The sequence below is a fragment of the Nostoc sp. genome, from assembly GCF_036916655.1.
In the GTDB taxonomy this organism is placed as follows: Bacteria; Cyanobacteriota; Cyanobacteriia; order Cyanobacteriales; family Nostocaceae; genus Nostoc.
On sequence record NZ_JBALFY010000019.1, the window covers coordinates 203248 to 229294 of the forward strand.

The 26047-nt window shown below is 41.8% G+C and carries 29 protein-coding genes; 10 read left to right on the top strand and 19 right to left on the bottom strand.

Going from position 1 to position 26047, the window contains the following annotated elements; all coding sequences use genetic code 11:
* Window positions 1-228: 228 nt before the first annotated feature.
* The 6 genes from V7L31_RS05135 to V7L31_RS05160 form a co-directional block, all read right to left on the bottom strand.
* Window positions 229-423, bottom strand: coding sequence for a type II toxin-antitoxin system RelE/ParE family toxin (locus V7L31_RS05135; RefSeq protein WP_334695236.1), 195 nt, complete (start codon window positions 421-423; stop codon window positions 229-231).
* A complete protein-coding gene (locus V7L31_RS05140) occupies window positions 423-680 on the bottom strand; it encodes a ribbon-helix-helix domain-containing protein (protein WP_334695237.1) in 258 nt (85 codons plus the stop codon). Before V7L31_RS05140 ends, V7L31_RS05135 begins: the two co-directional genes overlap by 1 nt.
* 157 nt (window positions 681-837) lie before the next feature.
* Window positions 838-2898: a ribonuclease catalytic domain-containing protein gene (locus V7L31_RS05145; RefSeq protein WP_334695238.1), complete on the bottom strand. Its 2061-nt coding sequence runs from the start codon at window positions 2896-2898 to the stop codon at window positions 838-840.
* Between the two features lie 112 nt (window positions 2899-3010).
* On the bottom strand, window positions 3011-3226 hold the full coding sequence (gene rpsR, locus V7L31_RS05150; RefSeq protein ID WP_012411240.1) for a 30S ribosomal protein S18: 216 nt from the start codon (window positions 3224-3226) through the stop codon (window positions 3011-3013).
* A gap of 2 nt (window positions 3227-3228) precedes the next feature.
* Window positions 3229-3423, bottom strand: a complete 195-nt coding sequence (rpmG, locus tag V7L31_RS05155; RefSeq protein WP_012411241.1) for a 50S ribosomal protein L33 — start codon at window positions 3421-3423, stop codon at window positions 3229-3231.
* A 43-nt stretch (window positions 3424-3466) separates the two neighbouring features.
* A complete protein-coding gene (locus V7L31_RS05160) occupies window positions 3467-4024 on the bottom strand; it encodes an RDD family protein (RefSeq protein ID WP_334695239.1) in 558 nt (185 codons plus the stop codon).
* A gap of 156 nt (window positions 4025-4180) precedes the next feature.
* Here V7L31_RS05160 and V7L31_RS05165 point away from each other — a divergent pair, with 156 nt between their 5' ends.
* The 5 genes from V7L31_RS05165 (at window position 4181) to V7L31_RS05185 (ending at window position 8116) form a co-directional block, all read left to right on the top strand.
* Window positions 4181-4546, top strand: a complete 366-nt coding sequence (locus V7L31_RS05165) for an ArsR/SmtB family transcription factor (protein WP_334695240.1) — start codon at window positions 4181-4183, stop codon at window positions 4544-4546.
* Window positions 4547-4668: 122 nt separating this feature from the next.
* Window positions 4669-5241 carry a cation transporter gene (locus V7L31_RS05170; RefSeq protein ID WP_334695241.1) on the top strand — a complete coding sequence of 191 codons (573 nt, stop codon included), beginning with the start codon at window positions 4669-4671 and terminating at the stop codon, window positions 5239-5241.
* An 87-nt stretch (window positions 5242-5328) separates the two neighbouring features.
* Window positions 5329-6006, top strand: coding sequence for a PEP-CTERM sorting domain-containing protein (locus tag V7L31_RS05175; RefSeq protein ID WP_334695242.1), 678 nt, complete (start codon window positions 5329-5331; stop codon window positions 6004-6006).
* A gap of 379 nt (window positions 6007-6385) precedes the next feature.
* Entirely contained in the window at window positions 6386-6706 is a 321-nt protein-coding gene (locus V7L31_RS05180; RefSeq protein ID WP_334695243.1) for a hypothetical protein, read from the top strand.
* 150 nt (window positions 6707-6856) lie between these two features.
* Entirely contained in the window at window positions 6857-8116 is a 1260-nt protein-coding gene (locus V7L31_RS05185) for a molybdopterin molybdotransferase MoeA (protein ID WP_334695244.1), read from the top strand.
* 70 nt (window positions 8117-8186) lie between these two features.
* On the opposite strand, the gene V7L31_RS05190 is transcribed toward V7L31_RS05185, so the two are convergent.
* A complete protein-coding gene (locus V7L31_RS05190) occupies window positions 8187-9419 on the bottom strand; it encodes a cysteine desulfurase-like protein (RefSeq protein WP_334695245.1) in 1233 nt (410 codons plus the stop codon).
* A 282-nt stretch (window positions 9420-9701) separates the two neighbouring features.
* On the opposite strand from V7L31_RS05190, the gene V7L31_RS05195 reads away from it, so the two are divergent.
* Entirely contained in the window at window positions 9702-9923 is a 222-nt protein-coding gene (locus V7L31_RS05195; protein ID WP_179068884.1) for a DUF4327 family protein, read from the top strand.
* A gap of 302 nt (window positions 9924-10225) precedes the next feature.
* The gene (locus V7L31_RS05200) at window positions 10226-11845 is read left to right on the top strand and encodes a tetratricopeptide repeat protein (protein ID WP_334695246.1); all 1620 of its coding nucleotides are present in this window, start codon (window positions 10226-10228) and stop codon (window positions 11843-11845) included.
* A 251-nt stretch (window positions 11846-12096) separates the two neighbouring features.
* Here the strand turns inward: V7L31_RS05200 and leuS are convergent, their stop codons facing one another.
* The 3 genes from leuS to V7L31_RS05215 all read right to left on the bottom strand — a co-directional run bounded on the left by leuS (window position 12097) and on the right by V7L31_RS05215 (window position 15388).
* The gene (gene leuS / locus V7L31_RS05205; protein WP_334695247.1) at window positions 12097-14742 is read right to left on the bottom strand and encodes a leucine--tRNA ligase; all 2646 of its coding nucleotides are present in this window, start codon (window positions 14740-14742) and stop codon (window positions 12097-12099) included.
* 270 nt (window positions 14743-15012) lie between these two features.
* Entirely contained in the window at window positions 15013-15165 is a 153-nt protein-coding gene (locus V7L31_RS05210; RefSeq protein ID WP_334695248.1) for a hypothetical protein, read from the bottom strand.
* Window positions 15166-15181: 16 nt separating this feature from the next.
* The gene (locus V7L31_RS05215; protein ID WP_334695249.1) at window positions 15182-15388 is read right to left on the bottom strand and encodes a hypothetical protein; all 207 of its coding nucleotides are present in this window, start codon (window positions 15386-15388) and stop codon (window positions 15182-15184) included.
* 128 nt (window positions 15389-15516) lie between these two features.
* On the opposite strand from V7L31_RS05215, the gene V7L31_RS05220 reads away from it, so the two are divergent.
* Together V7L31_RS05220 and V7L31_RS05225 are read left to right on the top strand one after the other, a co-directional pair.
* Window positions 15517-15714 carry a hypothetical protein gene (locus tag V7L31_RS05220; RefSeq protein WP_334695250.1) on the top strand — a complete coding sequence of 66 codons (198 nt, stop codon included), beginning with the start codon at window positions 15517-15519 and terminating at the stop codon, window positions 15712-15714.
* A gap of 110 nt (window positions 15715-15824) precedes the next feature.
* A complete protein-coding gene (locus tag V7L31_RS05225; protein ID WP_334695251.1) occupies window positions 15825-16280 on the top strand; it encodes a gamma-glutamylcyclotransferase family protein in 456 nt (151 codons plus the stop codon).
* 9 nt (window positions 16281-16289) lie between these two features.
* Here the strand turns inward: V7L31_RS05225 and V7L31_RS05230 are convergent, their stop codons facing one another.
* The 3 genes from V7L31_RS05230 to V7L31_RS05240 all read right to left on the bottom strand — a co-directional run bounded on the left by V7L31_RS05230 (window position 16290) and on the right by V7L31_RS05240 (window position 18536).
* Window positions 16290-16904 (bottom strand): anti-sigma factor family protein, encoded by a 615-nt coding sequence (locus V7L31_RS05230; RefSeq protein WP_334695252.1) that lies wholly within the window; start codon window positions 16902-16904, stop codon window positions 16290-16292.
* A 157-nt stretch (window positions 16905-17061) separates the two neighbouring features.
* Window positions 17062-17718 carry a sigma-70 family RNA polymerase sigma factor gene (locus V7L31_RS05235; RefSeq protein ID WP_099101330.1) on the bottom strand — a complete coding sequence of 219 codons (657 nt, stop codon included), beginning with the start codon at window positions 17716-17718 and terminating at the stop codon, window positions 17062-17064.
* A gap of 665 nt (window positions 17719-18383) precedes the next feature.
* A complete protein-coding gene (locus tag V7L31_RS05240; RefSeq protein ID WP_334695253.1) occupies window positions 18384-18536 on the bottom strand; it encodes a hypothetical protein in 153 nt (50 codons plus the stop codon).
* A gap of 666 nt (window positions 18537-19202) precedes the next feature.
* On the opposite strand from V7L31_RS05240, the gene V7L31_RS05245 reads away from it, so the two are divergent.
* Entirely contained in the window at window positions 19203-19847 is a 645-nt protein-coding gene (locus tag V7L31_RS05245) for a L,D-transpeptidase (RefSeq protein WP_442944358.1), read from the top strand.
* 93 nt (window positions 19848-19940) lie between these two features.
* Here V7L31_RS05245 and V7L31_RS05250 read toward each other — a convergent pair whose 3' ends face one another.
* From V7L31_RS05250 to V7L31_RS05275, 6 genes are all read right to left on the bottom strand, one after another.
* Window positions 19941-20480 carry a late competence development ComFB family protein gene (locus V7L31_RS05250; protein ID WP_334695254.1) on the bottom strand — a complete coding sequence of 180 codons (540 nt, stop codon included), beginning with the start codon at window positions 20478-20480 and terminating at the stop codon, window positions 19941-19943.
* A gap of 120 nt (window positions 20481-20600) precedes the next feature.
* Window positions 20601-21536 carry a M23 family metallopeptidase gene (locus V7L31_RS05255; RefSeq protein WP_334695255.1) on the bottom strand — a complete coding sequence of 312 codons (936 nt, stop codon included), beginning with the start codon at window positions 21534-21536 and terminating at the stop codon, window positions 20601-20603.
* Window positions 21537-22131: 595 nt separating this feature from the next.
* Complete coding sequence (locus V7L31_RS05260; protein ID WP_334695256.1) at window positions 22132-22830, bottom strand: DevA family ABC transporter ATP-binding protein; 699 nt, start codon at window positions 22828-22830, stop codon at window positions 22132-22134.
* Window positions 22831-22919: 89 nt separating this feature from the next.
* Window positions 22920-24092, bottom strand: a complete 1173-nt coding sequence (devC, locus tag V7L31_RS05265; protein WP_334695257.1) for an ABC transporter permease DevC — start codon at window positions 24090-24092, stop codon at window positions 22920-22922.
* A 107-nt stretch (window positions 24093-24199) separates the two neighbouring features.
* On the bottom strand, window positions 24200-25396 hold the full coding sequence (locus V7L31_RS05270) for an ABC exporter membrane fusion protein (protein ID WP_442944359.1): 1197 nt from the start codon (window positions 25394-25396) through the stop codon (window positions 24200-24202).
* Window positions 25397-25853: 457 nt separating this feature from the next.
* Window positions 25854-26047 (bottom strand): transposase (locus V7L31_RS05275; protein WP_442944356.1); only part of this gene is annotated, 194 nt, incomplete at its 5' end.

The following is a 26047-nucleotide window of genomic DNA, read 5'->3' on the forward strand; positions in this document are numbered from 1 at the left end:
GCTGGTAATGGGTAATAGTAAATAAATTACTTATTACCCGTTCTCAATTAAAAACTTGTATCTACTTATATGAGCTATTTGGCTTTTTCAATCCCAGTTATTTGAAAAATTAACTCTGCTGCATGACTCATTAGCAAAGTGTTAATCTCAAGTTGAGAATTCTAAATAGTAGAATTTTTAATTATTTTAGAAATATTAAAGACTTCATCAAAATCTTTAAGTAGTGTTCTACTGGGAAACTTCGTAAACCACTGGCAAAAGTATCGGAACCTTGCCCCATATTAGGAAAATCAGCCAACAGTTTACACTGCTGTTTAATTTTTCGTTCAGTCTTCGAGCTGCATCAAGATTGTAGCGGATAATATAGCGATTAATCTCTTTGAGGTCTTGCTTGGCTGGAATTGTTAAAACATACCGACTCATTATTTAGCAGCCTCAGCTTGTTGCATTTGAGCTTTGGCGCGTCGGATATCTTCTTCAATTTCTGCAAATACCTCTTCACCACGCTCTGAGGCTTCAATACCTTCTTGGATTTTAGCTTTCAGTTCTGCTAAACGTTTTTCTCGAGCGCGTTGGCGTAGCCCGCCGCAGGTATCGCGTTCATCTAGCAATCTCAATGCTTCACCCATCACCTCACTTACTGAGTGATATCGACCACTATTAACCTTATCCTTAACCAACCGCTCCAGTTATGGGGTCAAAGATATATTCACAATTATTCCCTCATTCCGTTTACTCTATATCCTAACCGAAAGCAATTGGAGCAATGGTAAAATAATTCGTAATTGATAATACTAGGTGATTATTACTAATGACAAATGACAAATGACAAATTAGTTAATTCGCCGCTGTTTGGGCTTCTTGATAAATTATTTCTTGAAACTGGATCATATCTTTTTGTGGATCGGCGTGGCTAACTTTCACTACTATCTGTTCGCCCAAGTTCACAGAACGTTTGAAAACCATTGGTAACTGCAAGCCCAAATCTTCTAACAAAATTAGGGCTAAGTTGCTGTCTTCTCGCAACCACATCAACACTGTCACATCCCAAGTTTCTTCTGGATGACGGCGTAAATACTCTAGTGCGTAATATCTATTAGTTTGTCGTTCCACCATCGTCACCTCTTGGGTGATACTGCTGACAGTCATCATCACTTCTTTAAGTTGATCTGCGGAAAATGGCAGAACTTCACCCCGCAAATGGGCTTTAATTTGAAAGTGGGTGAGTAAGTCACTGTAGCGGCGGATGGGAGAGGTGGCTTGGGTGTAAGTATCCAAACCCAAACCAGCATGACGCAAAGGCGTAATGCTCATTTCACTCTTGGGCATACAACGACGCATGGCGCAAGCGCGAACGAATCCGGCTGGAAGTAGCAGCAATTCCTCATCTGGAGGTAATTCTGGTTGCGGTTGACCGCGAAAAGGCAAAGGTATGTTATGAGTTTTACCATAACGAGCCGCAACTTCACCGGCAACAATCATCATTTCTGCCACTAGTTGCCGCGATGGGGAATCGTCCAAAATATCAATGTGGATCTCTTCACCTTTGACTTTGATCGTCGCTTCGGGCATGGTGATGCTAATTGCCCCTTGGGCGTAACGCCAAGCTCTGCGTCGCTGTGCCCAAATAGCGATCGCCGCAATTTCCGGTTCTGCCTGTACCCGTAATTGCAGCATTTCATCGACATCTTCGTAGGTGAGGCGATAAGTCGGCTTAATTAAGCTGGTATGAATGCTATAATCTTCTACTCCCCCAGTTGTACCTAAAATAATTCCGAAACTGAGGGCGCAACAAATTCTTCCCTGAATCAGACTCATTGGCCCAGTTGCCAATACTTCGGGAAACATGGGAATCATCCCCGTCGGTAAATAGACTGTAGTACCGCGCTTTCTGGCTTCCAAATCTAATTCATCTTCCGGCACTAACCATCTAGTGGGATCGGCAATATGCACCCAGAGGCGTTCCCGTCCATCGGGTAGTACTTCCCAACTCAGACCATCGTCAATCTCTGTAGTCGTTTCATCATCAATGGTGTACACCTTCAGGTGAGTCAGATCAAGGCGGTTTGTATCTGAGTCAATTGGCGGGAAATCCAAACGCTGTTGCGCCACTTCTAATACCTTATGAGGAAATTGAATCGGAATTGAAGAACGACGCAGGAACAAGTTTTCATAAGGACTCCAGTAACCCAAATCTACCAATAATTGAAAGGCCCCTTGGGGCGTTGTGGGTCGTCCCAGCATGGTCATTGTTTCTAATACGGCAGCGCTGGGCGGATAAGCGCGAGCCAAGGAGTCATAATTAACCCCCGTCCGCACGGTATCAGCGATTAGCGCTGCGTATTTCTCTAGTCCTTCTAAGCGCTGGCGATCGTGACGCCCCCACTCTACGGCTTCACCTTTGAGCGCCTGCTCTACACGAACTAAAAATTCCTGCTGTCCTTTAGCTTTTAGTGCCTCTACCTCTACTTGGTGCTGGCGTTCTGCTACTTGAGCAGCAGTTCGCGGCTCGTAAGCGTCTCCTTTTTGCTTGAAGTAAAGTTTATCATCTGATAACAAGCAATAGGCGGCATAACAAAGAGGCGCAGCTGATTCGGAAAATAGCAGATTCGCCATTTGGTCGGGGGTAACAGTTTCCCCATCTTCAACTAGTAATTCCCAAGCTACTTCTAAGCTAGATGGGTCTAAATAAGGCTTGACCTGCTCCAAAAAGCTGGCAATCTCAGAGGTCTTGTAAGTCTGTCCGGTAACTGTATAGGTTATTTGTCTAGGCGCGAGGCTGTGGGATTGACCACGTTCGTCTACCACAAACCAGCGGGTTTTACCGTCTGGACGTTCTACGATGCCCAGACGGCGATCGCCTTGAACCCTAAATTCAACTAGCGTCCCCTTCTCCACAACTCTCGCACTTTAATTTGGTGAACAGTTTAAATAGTTTTAAGTTAGGAGTTAGGAGTTAGGAGTTTTGATTCTTAACTCATCACTCATAACTCATAACTCATCACTCTTTTTAGCCTTCTGCATTGATAAATGGCAACAAAGCCACAATCCGCGATCGCTTAATTGCTAATGTCAACTCTCGCTGTTGCTGAGATGTCAGCCCTGTAATCCGACGTGGCAGTATCTTACCCCGCTCGGTGACAAACTTACGCAATAAATCAACATCTTTATAATCGATTGGTTCTCCTGGCTTGATCGGAGAAAGACGACGACGGAAATAACTCATCTCTACTTAATTTCCTTATGAACGGTATGTTTGTTGCAGTGGGTGCAGAACTTTTTCAGTTCTAGCCTGTTGGTGGTGTTGCGGCGATTCTTGGTACTGGTATAACGTGAAACACCAGCAGAACGCTTATCTGAATTTGTCCGGCACTCAGTACACTCTAGTGTGATAATAATGCGGGCACCTTTACTCTTAGCCATAATCTTACAAACAGTGAAGCCTGAAGAGAATTAACACAAATGACTATCTTCTCACATTCCGCCGCATATTATCAACTAATCTTTTAATTTTTATATCGAGAGAGTAGCCACGGCGCGACGAAACAATGAAAGTTCCGCAATAGCGATCGTGTAAAGCCTGCCGCATCTGGGTATCAGAGAAGGCTGTGCCACAATCGATCGCTAGGGGAAATACTAGCAGTATAGCAGTGGGATTGGCTCTAATATTGCTCAGGGCAATTGACACTAATAAAGCACCCAAGCCGATAATCGCCTCTCGCTTCACCAGTGAGAGCAAATCTGGAATTCTACCCACTACTTCACCATCTTCGACTTCCAACACCTTTAAATCGAAAGCCCAACGCCCTAAACTTTGCCCTTGATTGTTGTATGGTACTAGCACCCGCGAAACTAGCCAAAGTATGACAAAAACTAAGATTTCTACAAATTGAATCCCGATATCGCCGCCTCCTAGCAGGGAACTGACTAACCAGACACCAAGGAAATCAAGTCCCAATGCCATACCTCGCCGCCCAATTTCAGCCTTGGGATAGTGTTTTTGGGGAAGTCGTTCGATAGTCATACAAAATAAGTATTTTTATTTAGGGGTTGGGAAATAACGATCGCTCCTGTTTTTTATATTAAGGTGAGGGCTATAACTTTGATCGCGATTGAAGTATACAGTAAGCACCCTAAATCACTGCTAGACTGGCTTTTAGATGATTTGTAGGAAGTTCTTGTGCCGAAACTGAAACCAGATGACATTTGTCAAGTGCGCTGTTTCAATGACGAGTTAGTTGTTCATGTCCGCGACGCAATGCCGATGGAGGAGACCCTTGAAGAAGCTAAAACACTCTTTACTGCTCTTGCTGACAAATCTCGGCTGAAGATACTCCATGCCTTGAAAGATCGCCAAGAATTGTGTGTCTGTGATATTGCGGAGGTTCTTGGTGTGCAAGTCTCTGTGGCATCACACCATTTGCGGAAGCTTCGTGACCTCAAAGTACTTAAGTATAGGAATGATGGGAAACTCGTCTATTATTCACTGCGAGATCAATTTGTAGGTGAAATTTTGGATCTTGTGTTGCAAAAGATTGTTCGGTAGTCTCTTTTTTTATCTTGTCATTATGATATTCTTTTGAATGTTGGAATGAATAAGCAAGTGACTAAGGAACCTAGATAATGTCTGACCACTGCTGCCAAAACAAATCATGTGAACTGGAAAAAATGACCAAGCGCCAGAGCAAGGTTTTGTGGATTGTTCTGGGTGTAAACGCAGTGATGTTCGTTGTAGAACTCCTCTCTGGCATTCAGTCCAAATCCCTTTCTCTGACGGGAGACTCTCTGGATATGCTAGGGGATGCGATCGCATACGGAAGCAGTCTTTACGTAATCAATAAGGGAGCAAAATCACAGGCAAAATCCGCCATGCTCAAAGGAGCTATTATGTTTTTGTCTGCTGTAGTGATATTTGCCAGGGCTACTCATCAGGTGTTTTTTAACACAACTCCTGACCTGCAAATCATGAGTACAGTTGGATTGATTGCCCTTTGTAGCAACTTGTTCTGTCTTTATCTTTTGACAAGGCATAAGAGCGATAACCTCAATATGTCTTCTGTGTGGCTTTGTTCTCGTAACGACATTATCGCCAACACATCTGTACTTGTGGCGGCTGGATTGGTGTTTCTAACAAAATCATCTTTGCCGGATTTATTAGTAGGACTTATGCTCACGTTTATTTTTGCGAAGTCAGCAGGATCAGTCCTCTCTAGGTCTTGGAGAGAGTTGGAAAGAGCTTAAGTCAGAAATCAGTGCTTTCATTCTGAATTTTGCAAAATATTGTATTGTTGTAGAAACTTCATTTTAATTAATTTGGAAGTTGTATCTATGACACATCTGTTTACTAAAACAGCTATTAGTCTGGTGACGACTACTGCTTTGGGGTTAGCGATCGCTATAACCACCACCAACAACCTAGTTCATGCTGCTGAATTCAAATTTAACTGGAAGGGAGACACCGGTTATTTAGCTCAAGGTTCATTTAACTACGATACAACAACTGCTCCCAACATCATTTCTGAGGTGGGTTCGGGAGCTACAAATAACTTACAGTCTCTCTCAATTTCCTTCTTTGATCCATTGCATAATCTCATAAATAGTTTTACTCCAGTGCTGAATGGTGTATCTGACTACAGCTTTTTGAGATTCAACTTTGATAACACTACGCAACAAATCTTTGGCCCCTTTGATGTTGGCAAGGATGATGAGCTTCCTGGTGACACATGGCTGAATAATAATCTCGCACTCATAGACCAAGGTTTTAGTAATGAGGTTCTAGTTAGAGAATTTGGTTTTAACAACAGAGATGCAGCAGGCATAAAGCAAATACTAGATTTAAGCAACAATTCGATTCAGGTATCCAAAGTCCCCGAAGGAAACATAATTATTGGTTTACTGGCAGTGTGTAGTTTAGGATTTACTCTCAAGCAGAAATCAATCCAAAATCCAAAATCTAAAATTGATCAGTGTTACTTTACAGAAGTAAAAGAGAAGTTTAACTCTTAGAGGATGTTTGAAAAGTTTTGGGCGAATAGAATGAGACTGTTGGTCAATTATCGATGGGTTTGACCCCTCACCCCTAAAACCTTGGTTTGGCGTTCCTTTCCACCCTGAAATAAATTTCGGGCTAATAGCTCAAGTCCGTTTCAACGGACTCCAATCAGGGAAATCAAGAGCGATAGATAATGATAGGTTAGACCCCCTATGAATTCGCCAACAGTCTTATAGAATTCGCTCCTACACAAAACTTAGTCCACCTCTGTTGATTAAGATAAAATCAAGAGTTTTTAACCTACGGAGGTGGGTTTGGGTTGTGTAAGCGTGACTTCCAGTCGCCCAGTGAGTAATAAATTAGACTTTTCAAACAACCTCTTAAGAAGTTTCTATGGAAAAAATAATTCATCCTATTAAATACCGAATTATCGAACGTAAAATTACCCCAGAAAAATCTTATTGGCATTTTCTAAAAGGTAAAACCTTTTATAACCCACTGAATCTACCAAATGAGGGTGATATAGAATTCATGTTCGGTACAACTAAAAAGAAAGTTGTTATTGAATTATTTCGCATTAATGGCGGGAAGGTAGGATACTATTTGGTAAACTTACTAGAGAAAAAATACTACTACTGTGGTCAAGAATGGGCAAGTATCAAAGTCAAGCTAAGAGAATTAGGTATTGGTAGAGATGAGCCAAATTACTCTTGACGTAAGCGTTTACGTGTATAGAGAAGACAGAAAAAAACCTCCAAAATCAAGCAGCTTTCAAAAAATCAGAATCATTAGAACAAAATGCTCTCTTGATTGAGTCCTCAGTGCTACTTTACAGGGATAAAAGAAAATTCGGAGGCGATCGCTATGTTATCAGTCAGCGATGCAGAAGCAATTATTTTAAATTTGGTACAACCGTTGGATCGTCAACGAGATACAGAAGTTGTCGATTTATTGACAGCAGATAGTCGCATTTTGGCAACACCTGTCACCAGTCCGCTAGATTTTCCTCATTGGGATAATTCGGCAATGGATGGCTATGCAGTCCGCTACGAAGATGTACAGCACTCTAGTGCCGAAGAACCAGCAATTTTAGAAATTGTTGAAGATATTCCGGCGGGGTATCAGCCTCAGTCAACGATTCAACCAAGGCAAGCTGCGCGGATTTTCACAGGTGCAGTGATCCCAGCAGGTGCGGATACTGTAGTGATGCAAGAAAAGACACGCCGGGAGGAAAACCGCGTGTTTATCCTAGATGCGCCAAAACCCCAAGGATTTGTCAGACACAAAGCATCTTTTTATCAAGCTGGAACACAACTACTGCCAGCAGGAATTAAGTTAAATGCCTCAGAAATTGCCATACTGGCAGCAGCAAAGTGTCCGCAATTAAGTGTTTACCGCCGTCTGCGTGTGGCAATTTTTTCCACTGGTGATGAGTTGGCGACAGTCGAACAACCGTTGAAACCAGGGCAAATTGTGGATTCTAATCAATATGCGATCGCAGCTTTGGTAAGAGAAAGTGGCGCAGAACCCTTAATTTTAGGCATTGTGAAAGACGATCCAGTTGCTCTGGAGAAAGTTATTAGCCACGCCGTTGCGATCGCTGATATAGTCATCTCCTCTGGTGGTGTCTCAGTGGGAGATTATGATTATGTTGACAAAATTCTCGAATCGCTAGGAGCAAAAATCCACATTCGGGCTGTAGAAATGAGGCCAGGAAAACCCCTCACCGTCGCCACACTTCCCACTCCCCAATCTCCCCCACTCCCCACTCCCCACTCCCCACTCTACTTTGGTTTACCAGGGAATCCTGCGGCTGTATTGGTGACATTTTGGCGGTTTGTGCTACCAGCAATCAAAAAACTTTCGGGAATTACTGAAGGTTGGGAATCAGTATTTTTGAAAGTGCGATCGCATGATGAATTGCGATCGGATGGCAAGCGTGAAACTTACCTTTGGGGTAAATTGCATTTAATTAATGGAGTTTACGAATTTCACAAAGCTGGTGGTAGTCATAGTTCCGGCAATTTAATTAATTTAGCTCAAACCAATGCTTTAGCAGTTCTACCAGTGGGTAAAACATTAATTTCGCCACAAGAAGAAGTGCAAGTTTTGCAGCTTGGGTAATGGGGATTGGGGATTGGGGACTGGGGAGATGAGGGAGAATAACCAATGACTAATGATTAATGACTAATGACTAAAATATCTGCTCAAAAGCCTCAATCAAACTGTTAACTTCCTCAATGGTGTTGTAATGCACCATACTCACCCGAACTATTCCACCTTGGGATGCTAACCCCAGGTATTCAATGAGCCGTTTAGCATAAAAGTCTCCATAGCGAATTCCTATATAGTGTTGGTCAATTTTTGCCGGAATGGTTGAGCTATTGATTCCATTTACCACAAAAGATATAGTTGGCACACGGGTTTGACGGTCAGCCTTTGATTGACCAATCACTCGCACATTAGGCTTACTGTTGAGGTAATTTAGGAGGCGATCGCTAATATGTTCTTCATGTATGCTAATTAAATCAAATGCTTGCACCATTTGATTTCTCAAATCTGGTGCTGTTTCATTCCCATAGTGTAATTGTGCTAACTCACTTAAATAATCACATAAACCTAACATTCCATAACTTAGTTCAAAATTGACATTTCCTAACTGAAATTTATAAGGTATATCTGTCTGCTCAATAAAATAATGGTTAAGACCAGGCAATCTTAATAAATGTTCTTCCTTACCATAAAGTAAGGCATGGTGTGGGCCATAGACTTTATAACAACTCAAAGTATAAAAATCAACATCTAAATCTTGGACATCAATTAATCTGTGGGGTGCATAAGCTACACCATCTACACAAATCATAGCGTTGCGATCGTGTACAAATGCAGCAATTTCTTTGATCGGGTTGATGGTTCCCAGAACATTAGAAGCATGAGTCAAGGATACCAGTTTGGTACGGTGACTCATCAATGGTTCTAAATCTGCTAAATGAAGTTCCAAAGTATCTGGACGAACTTGCCACACTTTAACCTTAATTCCTTGTTTTTCAAGAGCGACCCAAGCACCAATATTGGCCTCATGATCACAATTCGTCACAATCACCTCATCGCCAGGTGTAAAGGTTTGACCCAGACAAATTGAGAGAATTTTCAACATCATTGTAGTAGATGGGCCCATGACCACTTCTTTAGAAGAATTGGCATTAATGAAAGTAGCCATTCCCCTAGTTGCTTGAGCCAATCGTTCTCCTGCAAGTTGAGAAACCCCATAAGAAGCTCCCAACTGAACATCAGAACTCAAGAGAAATTCGCTAATTCTATCTACTACTTTTTTCAGGGTTTGTGACCCGCCAGCATTATCAAAAAAAGTCCATTCACCAGCTAAAGCGGGAAAATATTGACGAACTTTATCAAGATTCAGGAGCATAGTATAAGTAATCTAGAGAATGTTCTTTACCCTAGCTTACTTTTGGCAAGTCGCCCAGAGAGCATCTACATCCCCTTTTAGAGTTTACAGCTTGTTACTCTGTAATCATCTATCCAAGGGAGTATACAAAGAGTATCTTACTGACACACCTACATTTCCAGCAAGGGTTAATGTCTTGATTCTTCACAATTCTCGCCAATTTTATTTGATAAGTTTAAGGGAGAGTCAAAGCAAGTATTGTTTCCACTCTTAATTCCTTGATTGAAAACAAAGGAACAACCTATGAACACTACTGTTAAATACGACATCGAGGTTATCAAGGAAGAAGCACTTAGACTAGTTAAAAAAGGACTTCTTAACCGTCAACACCCGATTTATACCATCTGTAAATATATTCCTCATCGTGACTGGGTGAATTTTGAACTTGAGTTAGAAAAAAACGAATTTTTACTCAGAGATAGAATTATTGACCTACTGAATCACGAATTGTGGGAAGATGATTGAGGCTGCATTGAAAAGCTGAATTCTATTAGCAGCATTCCAATAAATCAAAATTACAAATTAGTTTTTCGGGATTAAAAGCCCTCGAATTAAATCGGGGGTTATCAACAAAAAAGTCTGAAGATACGCAATAAATCTTAATAGAAAGTAAAATGCTAATTGTAATAATGATATATTAACTTAGATTAAGAATTATTACAAAATAGTAAAAGATTTTTGGGAATATCGCCCAAGCTAATTAAAAGGTTTACGCCGAATGGATATTTTAATAGAATAATCTCATTAAAAGATTCGCAGAAATATCAATGGACTGGATTACACTACTGCGATCGCTACAGTCTGATTTTATTAAAAGGTTAGCATCTGGTTGTCTGCTTCATTGTGAAACAGAAGGTCAATATAGTGAATTAACTGTAATCTCTGGAGAAAGGTTAAAGGCACTACGGGAATTTTGCTGGCAGATGGCTGAAAAATATAAGCGTGTTTTACCAGTCCGCGATGTTTTTATTAGCTATCTTAAAGGGAAGTTGGGTGAGGAAGTTGTCAAAGAACGTTTAGCTGATTTTATTACCGAAGTCGATTATGAAAAGCGATTCGGCGGCGATGGCAATATAGATTTTACCTTGACTTCTGACCCATCTATTGGTATTGAGGTTAAATCTCGTCACGGTCGAATTGACAGAGTAAGATGGTCAATTAGTTCTGAAGAAGTTGAGAAAAATGCAGTTGTAGTTTGCATTTTGATTCAAGAGGATGTGAGTGAAGCACAATCTGAATATCACCTTTTTTTAGCAGGCTTTCTCCCAACCCGAATGATTAAGTTGAAAACTGGTAAAATTTCTTTTGGGATAGAACAATTACTATATGGTGGTGGTTTATGGTGCTATCTAGAACAATTACAATCTTCTATAAATAATTCTTCTAGGCAACAACCACCAATTTATAAATATCTCCCGAAACAGGAAATTCTATCTAAACCAACTATGAATCAGGTGGTCAAACCTTATTTTAAACCTGAATATAGTGGTGAAGATTTAAATCTAGTTTACGTAAAGCTAGGTGATGAATATTTTGAAAAAGGAGAATATATTAATGCGATCGCCAACTATAATCAAGCTTTACAAGTTAACCATAGTGATATTAGTATATATTATAAACGAGGTTTAGCTCACTATCAAATAGGAGATTATGAAACTGCGATCGCAGATTATTCTCAGGCAATTCAGATGAATCTCCATGATGCTAAATCTTATAATAAACGAGGTTTAGCCTTTTATCAACTGGGGCGATTAGAAGAAGCAATTAATGATTATACCCAAGCAATCAGAATTAATCCTAATGTTGCCGTAGCCTATAAAAATCGGGCTGAAGCTCGTTCTCATGCAGGAGATAATCAAGGAGCAATTGAAGATTATACCCAGGCTATTAAAATTAATCCCGATTATGCTAATGCTTATAAAAACCGTGGAATTGCTCGTTATTTATTAGGCTCTCAACCGGGATTTCCCCAAGCAATCAAGATTAATCCTCAAGATGCCATAGCTTATAAAAAACGTGGTAATGCTCGTTCTGACTTAGGAGATTTTGAGGGAGCAATTGAAGATTATACTCAAGCAATACAGATTAATTCTAATTATGCCGATGCTTATTATAACCGTGGTAATGCTCATTCAGATTTAGGAGATTTTGAGCGAGCAATTGAAGATTACACTCAGGCGATACAGATTAATTCCAACTATGCTGATGCCTATTATAATCGGGGCAATATTCGTTTAGAAATCGCAGATAAACAGGGAGCAATTGAAGATTTTCAAAAAGCGGCAGATATCTATCGTCAAGAAGGTAAGCTAGAAGCACTCAAAGATACACGAGAAAAAATATTAGATTTAGAAATAGAAGAATCATTAGATATTTTAAACTTCTAAACGATGAAAATTATAAATCTTAAAGACGCGATAAATCGGCGTTTATACAAGAGATTGATTATTGTAGAGACGGCGATTCATCGCGTCTCTTGTCTTAACCAAAAAGTATTGAGAGGAAGGCGAGATGCTCCCCTTGTTCTTAGCAAAATACACGATTACCTATGAGATTGCCTAAAACAAGGGGCTTAAGCCCCTTGTCTCACCAAGTCTGATTTTGTACAGTTTCACAAAGAATTTTGACAAACATCCTCTTAGCTGACTACAAAATTCACCAACTTTCCAGGCACCACAATAACCTTTTTAATCTCTTTACCTTCGATGTAACGTTGGGCAATTTCTGATTCACGCGCGTATTTCTCCAACGCGGCTTTATCTGCTTGTGCTGGTACTTGAATCGAGCCGCGAGTTTTACCCATAACTTGAATCACTAGAGTGATTTCATCAGCTACCAAAGCATCAGGGTCAAATGATGGCCAAGTCTGAGTATGAACTGAATTACTTTCACCCAATAAATGCCACAATTCATCAGCAATATGTGGTGCAAATGGTGCTAGTAAAACCACCAAAGTCTGAATACCTTCTGCGTAAATTGGTGAATTTTTACCATCAGCATCAGTTAGGGCATTACTCAACTTCATCAATTCGGAAATAGCTGTATTGAATTGATATTCGTCTTCCACGTCTTCCGTCACCGCTTGAATAGCTGTGTGAATCGCCCGTCGCAATTCTTTTTCTGCTTTAGTTAAATCAGATTGGGCTTTTTTACGGGATACCCCAGCCGCAATATAATCTGTCACCAAACGCCAAACCCGATTTAAAAAGCGGAATTGTCCTTCCACATCGGCTTCATCCCATTCCAAATCTTTTTCTGGCGGCGCTTTGAACAAGATGAACATCCGCGCTGTGTCTACACCATATTTGGCAATTACATCTTCTGGTGCTACACCGTTGCCCTTTGATTTAGACATAGTGGCATAGAGACGTTGCAACGGTTCACCTGTCTGGGGGTCGCGTGGGTCGGCTGAATTTACCAGATTAGAAGGAATCCATTTATCTTTACCACCCTTATTAGGATTTAGGTAAGTTAAACCCTGTACCATCCCTTGAGTTAACAAGCGTTGGAAAGGTTCGTCAAAATTTAACAAGCCTCTGTCCCGCAGAACCTTAGTAAAGAACCGCGAATACAACAAATGTAAAATCGCATGTTCAATTCCACCCACGTACTGATCGACTGGCATCCAATCGTTTATTTTACTGGAATCGAAAACCTGTTGTTCATTTTTAGCATCAGGAAACCGCAAGAAATACCACGAGGAATCAATAAAAGTATCCATCGTGTCAGTTTCCCGCTTCGCTGGAGTGCCACAAGTTGGACAAGGTACATTTACCCAGCTTTCCAACTGAGCCAAAGGTGAACCGCCACGTCCAGTAAATTCCACCTCTTCCGGCAACTGTACTGGTAAATCTTTGTCGGGTACTGGTACTATCCCACAGTTGGGACAATGAATTACAGGTATCGGTGCGCCCCAATAACGCTGCCGCGAAATCAACCAATCCCGCAAGCGATATTGCACTCGCACTTTCCCAAAACCTTGTTGTTGGGCGTATTCAATTATTGCTTGTTTCGCATCTGTGGAAGTCAAACCAGTAAAAGCCCCAGAATTAATTAAAATTCCTGGTTCAGTGTATGCCTGGTTATATTCAATTTGGATGAGTTGTGTGACTTCATCAACCTCTGATGTGGGAGTTAAGTCAAAACCTGCAACATCATCTGGGGAAACGATGACAAAATCAATTGGCAAATTGTAATTTTTGGCAAACTTAAAATCCCGCACATCGTGCGCTGGTACACCCATCACTGCTCCAGTACCATACTCATACAGTACATAGTCAGCAATCCAAATCGGCACTTCTTCCCCTGTGAATGGGTTAATTGCCTTACCACCTGTGGGGATACCCCGCTTCGGTTTGTCTTCAGCGGTACGTTCCAACTCACTTTGATGGGAAACCTCTTTAATAAAGGCTTCTACTGCTGTTTGTTGTTCTTTTGTCGTGACGCGCTTGGTTAAAGGATGTTCTGGTGCTAACACCAGGTAGCTGACACCATAAACGGTATCTGGACGTGTGGTGTACACGGCGATTTTTTCATCTATCCCAATAATAGAGAATTCTAAGTAAGCGCCTGTAGATTTGCCAATCCAGTTTGCCTGCATCGACTTGACGCGTTCCGGCCAACCTGTCAATTTATGCAAGTCATTGAGCAATTCTTCGGCGTAGTCGGTAATCTTAAAAAACCACTGGCGTAATAATTTACGCTCAACTATTGCCCCACTGCGCCAAGAACGTCCTTCGTTATCAACTTGCTCGTTTGCCAGTACAGTTTGGTCAATGGGGTCCCAATTTACAGCTGCTTCTTTTTGGTAAGCTAACCCCGCTTGCAAAAACTGCAAGAAAATCCATTGTGTCCACTTGTAATAATCTGGTGAACAGGTAGCAAGTTCGCATTCCCAATCAATAGATAAACCAAGACGCTGCAATTGCTGCCGCATCTGAGCCATATTCTGATAAGTCCACTTTGCTGGTGGTACACCACGGTCAATGGCGGCGTTTTCTGCTGGCAAGCCAAAGGCATCCCAACCCATTGGGTGTATTACCCGATACCCTTGCATTCGTTTGAGACGGGCAATCACATCAGTAATCGTATAATTACGGACGTGACCCATGTGTAGGCTGCCCGATGGGTAAGGGAACATGGAAAGAGCGTAGAATTTTGGCTTGTTGCTAGCTGTCGGTGTTTTATCTAAGCCAAGTTCTACCCATGTTTTTTGCCATTTTTCCTCAATTGCTGCTGGGTTGTATCGGGAATCAACAGAATCACGTATTTCCAATGGTTTCATGCCTGTTACACTTTACTTCTACTAATTTTCTAGTATTTGACTTTACTAGTACGTTTGAACCACTATACTGAGGGAATTATTTGTCTAGTAATTTTCTAATTTAATTTACAAAATTAATTTACTATTTCTTTCTACCCTCTATTTCTATCTATCTTATATCTCTAAAGTTCTTAGACTAATAGTCCAACAACTTTAGGTATATGGAACATAGAAAAGTCCCTAAGCTTAGGATACTGGGGACTAAATGTGTTATGGTTCTAAATTGATTTACTAGGTTAGTAATGCGATCGCCATTTCAAGGTGCATCTTAGCCTTGTACATGTTAAGCAAATTCTCTTGGTCGTATCTGTCAGGATAGCTCATGGCTTTGCCCTCCATCGTCAGCTTAATCAGCGCCGCTTGCTCATCAGTGGGTGAATTCATCTCATCTACCACCCCTTCAAGGAATTGAATAACGCTGAAGCCTGGTGACTTCAAGCCTCTTCCCTGCCAAAGTTTGAGTGAGTGCTATCTGTGGGAATGCCATCAAGGTGACAATCCAACTAGTCTTGTACCCTCCATTCCCAGTAGGCTTTAATCCGTAACGTCTACACAAGTCTCTCAACTCAGCAGTGGTTTTGATTTCGAGTTCTGCACGTGTGAACATAAAATAGAATTACCCATTTGTAAAAGTGGTATCGGTGGTGAACCATTTACCAGGATGAAAACACCATCGATTTAAAATCTTATTTACTCGCTTCCACGTAGATCAAGCTATATTTATATTTCTCAACAATGGCTAATCCTAAAGGAACTCCAGAAAATTTAAAAAAATTTACTACTGACAGAGAGGAGCCACTGACCGAGAAAATGAATATACGCATGACTAAGACAATGAAAGAAGAAGTGCAGCAACAAGATAACCCTCCTGAATTTTGTAGAGAAGCTATTCAAGAGAAGCTAGACAGGAATCAGGGCAAGAGTAGTACTTAACTACTTGACTATTAATCTGAGTAAATAAAAATACCTCTAGATATTAATATCTAGAGGTATTCACTATGATAAGTTTTTATTGCTGTCGATTCAGATGGTAAAAATAGGCGATGGTTGAATCAAATATAAAATCTTCTGATTTGGTGCGGGTTTTTGTTTACGGCACGCTCAAACCAGGTGAAGCTAACTATAAAAGATACTGTGCTGGCAAGGTAGTAGATGTAAAAAAAGCTTTTGTACAAGGACAATTGTTTGCTCTGCCAATGGGCTACCCAGCGATGACGCTAGGTGATAGCAAAGTTTACGGATATTTGCTCTCTTTTTCTAACCCAAAGATTTTGAATGAGTTAGATGTGCTGGAAGATTACCAGCCCCATAGACAAACCCCAGAAAACCTCTATAATCGGCAAATTATCGAGGTTTATGAGGCACAGTCGCTCTCTTATAGTTGGGCTTGGGTTTATTTAATGACTCTAGAGCAAGTTGAGCAATTAAGAGGCTTCCTCCAACCTGATGGCTGGTGGAGTGGCTGCGGTTTAACCCTAGAGTACAGTTATGAACTGTAAACTTTGAGATTAATTGATGTCTTGTTTGGGGTCGTGACCTTGAGGCTGTACCTGATGAATTGAATTTTCCGGTGAGGCTACTGCTGCTTTCGGAATTTCAATTACCGGGTTATTTAGTCCTACCATCAGCGGCGAAGGGGGAACTATAGACGCTGAAGAGGTTTGTATCGGTTCTGTTTCTGGTCGTTGTGCCAGTTGCGGCATTCTCGAACCACCACCGACGAAGCCAGATACAATGCCGATCGCACAAGCAGCAACGGCAGCACCTCCCACCATCCAGTTTAGACGGGAGCAGCGGTGCAAACGTGTCAATACTTGCTGAACTGTTACTTCTGGTGATTGTTGGGCTGTGGGCACTGGGAGCGTCCGCAAGCCTTGGCGCAGCTTTAACAGTCGGGCATACAAGCATTGAACTGAGGCATCATTTGCCAGCCATTCTTCTACTTGCTTGCGTTCGGTGGCTGTGACTTCACCATCGAGATAAGCACTCAATAACTCGAAGCGATCGCGCTTCACCATATCCATAAGACCCGTTGATTCATTGGTATGATTGGCCATTCCATCTGACAAATTTTGAGGAAGTTGCAAAGGAGAACGGTCGTAAAACTGAGAATCAGTAGTCATCTTAACATTATTACCAATTCATACACAGGTAAACTGGGCGGGAATTTTGGGAAAATTAGCCAATTTTCCTCCTAAAGGCAGAAGCGATCTACGTCTTTATGGTAATTCTTAATCTATGCTTAAATTCTGCCATTGGGCAGAGGCAAGATCCTGTAAATTAGGAGTCTAGATAATTCTGCAAGTGAGCTTGCAACCTCGATCTAGCTCTGGCTATTCTTGACTTCACAGTTCCTAATGAAACTCCAGTGATTTCGGCAATTTCTTCATAAGCCATACCTTCGATTTCTCTCAGGACGATGGTAGTACGAAAAACTTCCGGTAAATCCGCGATCGCTTCCCGCAATTGCTCGTAAAATTCTCTAGTTGTCAGTTCTTCCTCAGGGCCGGGAGTATCGCCAGCGATTTCCCAATCCATCTCACCGTCTTCTAACGAACGAGGAGCATCCAGTGACAAAGGACTCATCACCCGCTTGCGTTTCCGTAACTCGTCGTAAAACAAGTTGGTGGCAATACGGCTTAACCAGCCCCGAAATTTAGCAGGCTCTTGTAATCGGTTGATATTCCGATATACTCGAATCCAAACTTCTTGAGCCAAATCGGCTCTGTCAGCCCAATCTGGAGCCAGGTGGTATAGAACTCGATCGACTTGACTTTGATAGCGGCGTAATAGTTCTGCAAACGCAGCACGATCTGGTCGCAGTCCGGCTTGACAGCGCAAAATTAAATCGTGGTTAGGGAGTTTGTCAACTTGCACTGATGCTTCTGGATACTTTGCATCAACCGTTGACCAGGATACAGTAATCGATTGACTCATAGATCGTACTGGCTCTAAATCATCCCTATCTATTAGACCTGCTAATGGGGTAGAAGTTCCATGCTCAGGTGACGGATTTATTACTGGAACACTGAAGCATACAATTTTGGATACATTCATAGCAATAAGCAGAGTCAATTTTTCCTTATACTGCTCTCATTGTTGTCTTTGCAGGGGGCAGGGGGGAGTCCAGGGGAAACGAGTTTCAAAAGCCTTACATGAAAATGTTCTAGGGACTGGGATTTTTACTCAGCACTGGCTCAACCATAGCTATCTGCTCACAGCACTTTCAAGGTGAACGGAAGTTGCTCTTGCGACAGATATACACTGATAGCGTAGCGGTAGGGAGTCAGACGCTCGTGCCTCGCTAACGCTAACGTTGAGCTATCGAGCGCGTCTTGCAGGAGAACTGTGGCAGAGATTTGGAGAGTGGCTCAACTTCAACCCTTGTTTCCTTTGGGTCGCAGCAGTTTTTGCTAACAAAAGTTTTGTAATTATATGCACACTTTGATACTTTTAGCAACTGGGTATATACGCTTGATTAAAATAATTAAATCTGGTTATAAGGATAAAGATAAAATTTTGTAATTATAGCTTCTTGATACTTTTAAAATTCAGGTGATAATTTCTGGAAGTTGAGTTGCTGTAGTTGCTAGTATGGTGATTTATTTTTTTGATTTTGTTACCACAATAGTTACTGGTTGTTCTGGTTGTGGCCCGTAGGCAGTACTAGAGTTATGTTGCTCTGGTACGCGAACTTGAAAAAAGAAATTGAGGGAAAATGTAATTGTGACTGCTAGCAATAGTTTTTCAAACATGGTTTTTCTTTCACCTACACCATTAATGATTGATTGCTACATTTCAAAAGTTCTACCAGAAAGTCTTATTAAAGGCTTACAACCCGCAGAACTTCCGAGGAATGAGGTTGCTCACCTAGAGTTTTGCCTTTGGGACAATTCGCATAGTCTTAGTGTGCCCAGAGGTGTTGGCAGATTTATAGCAGAAATGATAAGTATTGATAAATTTTTGATGTTCGGATGATGAACTCACCCAATTACTCGGCTGAATATGTCAGGGATAAACAATAGGCGATGGCAATGGTAAGAAACGAATCTGTAGGGCGTATGGTAATGCTGCTTTGTTTTGGTACAGCATTTTTCTCCTTAGCTGTCCATTGGCGTATTACTACGGCGGAACGGCAGTCTGAAAAGTCTGCATCTACTTCGATGCGGCGAGATTCTATCCAAAGCAATCTTAAGGGAAGCCGGCCAGAGGGAGCCTATAAAAATCTTTCCCAAGTTAGTTTAGGGGAAATTGCGTTGGGTGCATCTGTGCCAGCTGATGAAGCTACCCAAGGCTCAACTGTCCAGAGGACGTTTACACTTAAGTCCTCTGCTATTAAGCCTCAAACTAAATCAAAAATAATTAAGAAGAATGTAGCGAAAGCAACTACTCGTAGGGGTTCTACACTCAAATCTTCTGCTATTAAGGCTCAAACTAAGCCAAAAATAATTAATAAGAATGTAGTTCGGGGGGTTTCTACACCCAAATCTCCTAATATTAAGCCTCAAACTCAGCCCAAAATTATTAAGAATAATGTCGCTAAAGCAGCTGAACTACCAACTCAGACGCGGTTAGTGGCGCAAGTAGAAAGACAAAATCCAGTTGCGGATAGTTGGCCAAAAGGTCTATGGTCTCAGGCTTCAGCCCAACAAGTACCATCTAATAAGTTGGCAAATACGAAGACGCAAGTGGTGGTTGATTTAAGCGATCGCCGCACTTATGTATATGCAGGAGATGAGGTAATAGCCAGCTACCCCATTGCTGTTGGTAAGAAAGGTTGGGAAACACCCACAGGGTCTTTTCAGGTGATCCACATGCGGCACTATCCAATTTGGCGTCACCCAATTACGGGTAAAGTATTTCAGGCTGGTACGGATAGTCCCTTGGGAGATAGATGGATTGGTTTTTGGTCAGATGGACGGAATGAAATTGGCTTTCATGGTACGCCAGATATTGACCTGGTAGGAACGGCTGTATCCCACGGTTGTTTAAGAATGCGTAATTCTGATGTCCGATTGTTGTATGAGCAAGTAACAATAGGTACAACAGTCGTAGTACGTGATTAATTAAGAGTCATTAGTCATTTGTCCTTTATCTAGAACAAATGACCAATGACCAATGACCAATGATCAATGACCAATGACCAATGACTCTTAAAATCATAATTTTTGCTCAAAGTTAGGTGCATAAGTTTGTAGTAAAGCACTAACTTGGCGTACAACTTCATTGCCACTGTTTTTACCCAAAGCTTGCCGTTCTGGGAAGAAATTGGGTCGATCGAGGTAACGGTTAATCGCCTCGCTTACTTGTTGAGAAATTAAGTCTTGGAGTTGTGCCTGAGCCGTTTGGCGCTGGAAGTTAGCACCTTCTTCTGTAGTAGCATATAAAGGTGGTAGCCGATTGAGAGCGTAAGCAGCAATATCCCCGACATCTAGAGAACTTTCGCTCGTGGCTTCAATTTCTGCGACTCGTGCGATCGCTTCTGTTAGCACCAATTCTTCCATAACGTTAATAAATTGTTTGCGAGGTACCGCCACTACCTCACCAGTCAATAGCGCACCCATCAGCCGATCCAGCGCCATATACTCTTCAATTGAGAGTTCAGAGGCGTTGTCACAGATTCTACCGACTTCTGCTTCCATTGCTGGTGTCAAATAACCATCCTGGAGAGCTTGTTCTACAATTTTTTCGATGCTCATAATGCTTATCATCATTTATGTTAGCCAAGCAAGGTAGGGACGGTATCAATTCAATTTGTTTTGCCTAATTATCAGCAAAAATATACAAATTATGCACAGACGCGATTAATTCCGCCTCTACTAGTTAACGACTTTAGTTTGCCAAGGTGTTGGGTCAACAGATTGTCCGTTGACATAAAAACCCCAGTGTAGATGTGGCCCTGTAGCAGCACCCGTTGAACCGACTGCACCGATTAGTTGACCAGCTTTCACAAAATCACCTTCTTTAACGTTAATACGACTTAGGTGCATGAAAATACTGGTTACTCCTTGACCGTGGTCAATGCCAACTACGTTACCGTGTATCCGAAACCCTTGGGATACCCTACCTACCAAAGCAACTCGCCCATCAGCTGGGGCAACGACTGGTGAGCCGGCAGCACCAGCGTAGTCAAGACCACGGTGATAGTAGTCCTTTGCAAATGTACCATTATAGTAGCGACGTACACCATAGTTTGTACTCATTCGCCCTGCATTTGGCTTTAGGAATACTCCATTCCAATACTTTTCTGGTGTTTGTAGCGCTTTAAAAACTGCCACGCGCTTCAGTTCATATTCTGTAGCATCCACTCCGGCTTTGCCAGGTGGCAAAGTAATGCGTTGTACGGGGAATTTGCGATTAAGCACATTCACTGCCAAGTTTTGTATTTGACCATCTCCCGCAATCCGAAGTGTTCTATTTCCAGCTGTTTCTAATGGAGTTGTCGGAACAAAAGCCCGATACTGATTGGGTGCAATTTCAAAGGCTGGGTATGTATTCTTGCCACTAGCTACTGTTGGGTTTGTACCATTTTTTGGATTATCTAGATTAATCTCCACTGAAAGTGTATCCCCTAATTTCGGATTAGTGGGAGTCACCTTTACTTGTAAGGCATCTACAGGCAATGCCAAAGCGATCGGGAGAACAGCAAATATTGCCTTGAACACATTGATTGCACGACGATTGGTTGTCAAAGTTTTGACATCAAAACCGAGCAAATTTTTGTTTGAACTACTAGCGCTATTCTCAATAATCATATAACTACAAAAAATCCCTTGCTTGTGTTGGAAAATAGACTAGCTTATAATCGCCAGTGTTTCCTGCTTGAAGCCGATGTTGTTGACAACCATAAATTTTCGGAAATTCTCCAGATACTTATGGATTGCAAGGGCTAATTATTTTATCTGTAATTTTATTGAATTGGTCTTAACTCTAATAACCAAGGTGTATGACATTGAGAATGAGCATAGAATTTAACTAGATTGATGGCAAAAATGCTCTCATGGCTTGTTATATGTGTCACTTGTTAAGCAACAAAGGAAACCCGTTGTGGTTACAGTCATTACATAAATAATACTTTAAGAAAATCTTGGAATCAACTGGACACTTTTTCAACTGGACACTAATATCACATTGTTGAGTTGAAATCGGTATGGGGAAATTACTTAAACTAAGTAAATTGACGAGGATAAATTAAACTAGATTAAAGAATGTAAATATATTAATATTTGCTCTTAATAGCGCTTTAACGCCAAAAAAGCCATGATTCTAATGCACAAATTTAGTTTGCCCTCCCACACTTAAGATTTACTTTATAAATCGACTCTGAATGATGGAATACAGTAATCAACTTTAGGTTGATAGTGTTACTTTTGATTTGAGTTTGCCATCTTCCATATCAACAATGCGATCGGCAATGTCTAGGATGCGGTTGTCATGAGTAACCATTAAGATGGTACAGCCTTGTTCTTTTGCCAGTTTTTGCATGAGATTAACTACATCTCGTCCCGATTGACTGTCAAGGGCGGCGGTGGGTTCATCTGCAAGGATTATTTGAGGATGACTGACTAAAGCACGAGCGATCGCTACTCGTTGTTTTTGTCCCCCAGATAGTTTATCAGGATAGTAATGCAAATGATTTCCTAATCCTACCTGCTCTAACATCTGGGCTGACATAGCTAGTATCTTTTTTGGCCCAAGATGTTTGTGTAATTCCAAAGCCATTTTGACATTTTGGAGTGCCGTTAAACTACCATGCAGGTTATGTGCCTGGAAAATATAGCCGTTACGCCGTCGCGCCTGCACTAGTTGTTCAGCACTCGCGCCACAAAGTTCTCGTCCCAACACCCGCAAACTACCAGATTGAGTAGAACGCAAGCCACCCACTAATGTCAGCAAGGTAGTCTTTCCCGAACCAGAGGGCCCGGTCATCATAATGATTTCACCGGCGTTAATCTCTAAGTTGATGTTAGATAAAACTTGCTTGCGGAGTGGGCCGTGACCAAAGTGATGGTCGAGATTCTGAATGGAGATGATGGATTGACTAGTCATAAATAGATCTGATTACTCGTGACGATCGTCATTGGTCATTTGTCCTTTGTCCTTTGCAAATGACCAATGACCAATGACGAATGACAAATTTAAAACATATCAGCAGGGTCGGTGGCTTGGAGTTTGCGGGTAGCGATCGCACCAGAAATGGTACACATAAGTATGGTCAACATTAATACCTGCAACGCCCGAATTGCAGTCATGTACATGGGCAAATTTGTAGCCTTGCGAGTCAATTGGTAAAGTGCTAAAGACACTCCCAATCCGGGAAAGAAGCCCAGTGCTGCTAATATCAAGGATTCTTCAAGCACTACACCTAGTAAGTAATAATTGCGATATCCCATTGCTTTAAAGGTGGCGTATTCCCGAACGTGGGCATTAACATCGGTGGAGAGGACTTGATAGACAATAATCACGCCTACCACAAATCCCATTGATACGCCCAGGCTGAAAATAAATCCAATTGGGGAATTTGTTCTCCAGAAATTATTTTCAAATTCAATAAATTCGGCGTGGGTTAATACTTTGACATCATTTCTGAGGTAGGCTTTGAGCATTGCTGCCACTTTTTTCGGGTCATAGCCTGGTTTAAGAACAATCAAACCTAAACTGACACTGTTGGACTGTCGCCCAGAAAATAGCCGCAAAAAGTTCTGATCGCTGGTAATCAGGTTGCCATCAGAACCAAAGGAAGCCCCGACTTGAAATAAACCACTAATGGTAATGGTACGCCGTTCTATTTCAGTAGTCAGGGTTTTACCTTGGTCAATTTGAGCGATCGCTTTTTGATAATCTCCTCTTGCACCACGGTCAAACAACACGGTATCGGGTAGTTTGATCGCTTGCAATTGCTGGTTAACATCTGGTAAATCAAAGGCTGGCTTATCTGGGTTAAAACCGATAACTAACACCCCCGTCTCCCGATGCGTTTGGGGATTTTTCCAGATTGTGTTGTTGAAATACATTGGTTCCGCCGACTTTACCCCTGGTATATCCATTGCTTGGTAAAGTCGCCGACGAGAAAATGTAGACAAGCTTGGCAAGTTGCGGGCTTGGGGACTAGTTAAAACAATGTCTGCTTGCAAACTGCGATGTAGTCTGGTGTTACTGTCATACAGCGCGGTCTGAAAACCCAGCTGCATGAACATGAGAAGATCCGCAAAGGCAATGCCTGATAATGCTACAAAAAGACGGCTTTTTTCATGATTCAGTTGCAGCCATCCTAGAGGGGTTCGCCGTTGCAGTTGTTTGAGCAATCTCATAATTAGGGACTGGGGATTAGGGATTGGGGATTAGGGATTAGGGACTTGTTCATCGACTTCAGAATCTCCCACTCCCAGTACCCAGTAACCAGTACCCAATCCCCTTTTCACAATTCAATTACTGCCTTAACCTGCATATTGCTTAAGGTGGCAGCTTTTCGGCTGGAAGTTTCATCTAGTCGGATATGGACTTCTACTACTCTGTTGTCGATATTGCTGACGGGATCTGTGTTAATGACATTCTGCCGTCGCACTTGCAAGCCTTTGCGATCTACGATTCCCTGTAATTCAATCGGTAGGTAATCACCAATTATTCGCACCTGCTGCCCTGAATGTACTTTACCGATATCACTTTCGTAGACTTCGGCGATGACATACATCTGGCTGGTTTGTCCAATATCTGCAATGCCATCATTTGAGACTAATTCCCCAGGATGGGTATGGATCTCAAATACCTGTCCATTTTGGGGCGATCGCACCTCTGCTTGTTCAAGATTGACTTTTGCCAGATTCATGGCTGCTACGGCACGATTAATTTCCGCTTGGGCAGCTTCTACATCCACTCCGCGCACTTCAGCGATCTCATCGAGTGTTGCTGTAGCTTCTTTGACCTGTTGTTGGCTAGTTGATTGGGTACGACTTAATTGTGCTTGGGCTTCTTGCAAGCTTTTTTGGGCAGTTTCCAAGTTTAAACGCTTGCTATCCCGTTGAGAAGCGGAAATTGCGCCCTGTTGATATAGTTGCTGATAGCGTTCGTCTTCTGCTTGGGCGTTACGCACTTCGGCTTGAAATCGCTCAATTGTCGCCGCTTGGGCATTAATATCACCTTGGCCTTGGGCTTCTAGACGAGCGATCGCAGCTTTTTGGGCGGCAATTTCACCGCGTTTAGCACCTGCTTTGGTGCGGTTTAGGTTGGCCTGAGCTACTTTTACCTGTTCTTGTGCTTCTTTTAAAGCTGCTTGGAGGCGATCGCGGCTGTTCAAAATTGCAATTATTTGTCCCGCCTTTACCCTATCTCCCTCCTTCACCAACAACTTTTCTACCCGACTTCCTTCAGCAGACACCGCAGCCGAGAGTTTAATTACCTTTCCCTGTGGTTCGAGTCGTCCTAAAGCCGTTACCGTTGTTAACTGTGGTAATTGTGTTACTGGCACTTGTGCCTCTGGATTTGCATAATTTTGCCAGCGTTTTACTATATAAAAACTTATTCCGCCAACCAATAAAGATGCAATTATACCTATAGCAACGGATGGACGCAGAATAGACTTAGGGAACGTTCTGTACCCTAGCTTTGAGTTTCGCACCATAGATTACCTCTTAACTAGTGGCGCAGAAAAAAGAACAGATTAGGCTTTTCTCTGTACTTGTTTACTAATTCCTACTTTTTGAGTCAGTTATTCTTGATTTATCACTTCCAAGTCCACAAAATAATTTGGAAATTGCTGAGATTTTACTTAGATAAAGTGATTTAGCTGGCTAGGATAATAACGAATATCTCTACCAAATTATAGGTTTATGTTTTTAGCAAACTACTTTTGTTTTATGAAAGTACTCAGGTATAGTAAACGGTTTTAAAATTCCGGGTTGTAACAGCGCCAACAATCATAATCAAATTAAGTAAATAACAAAAAATATTTGGTGTGATTGCGATCAGTAGAAATTTATATCAAATTTTGATGATAATAGCGTTTACCAATCGTATTAGGTACATCATATTTCCCTCAGGGTTAGCGCATCTCAAACCCTATTGATAGTGGGGTTCTAGGAGAGTGTTGAGTTTGAAAGAGCTGCCACCAACACAGAAATCATATACTGATCATTCATCGCGGCTCGCCGTGACTTTTGGCGAATACTGCGGCGGAAAGAGGATTCTCGCTCTAAGGCATTAAGAGCAATGCGACGTAGCAAAGAAAAATTCTGTGGGCTGTGCAGAGAACGAATCCGACATTCATCCT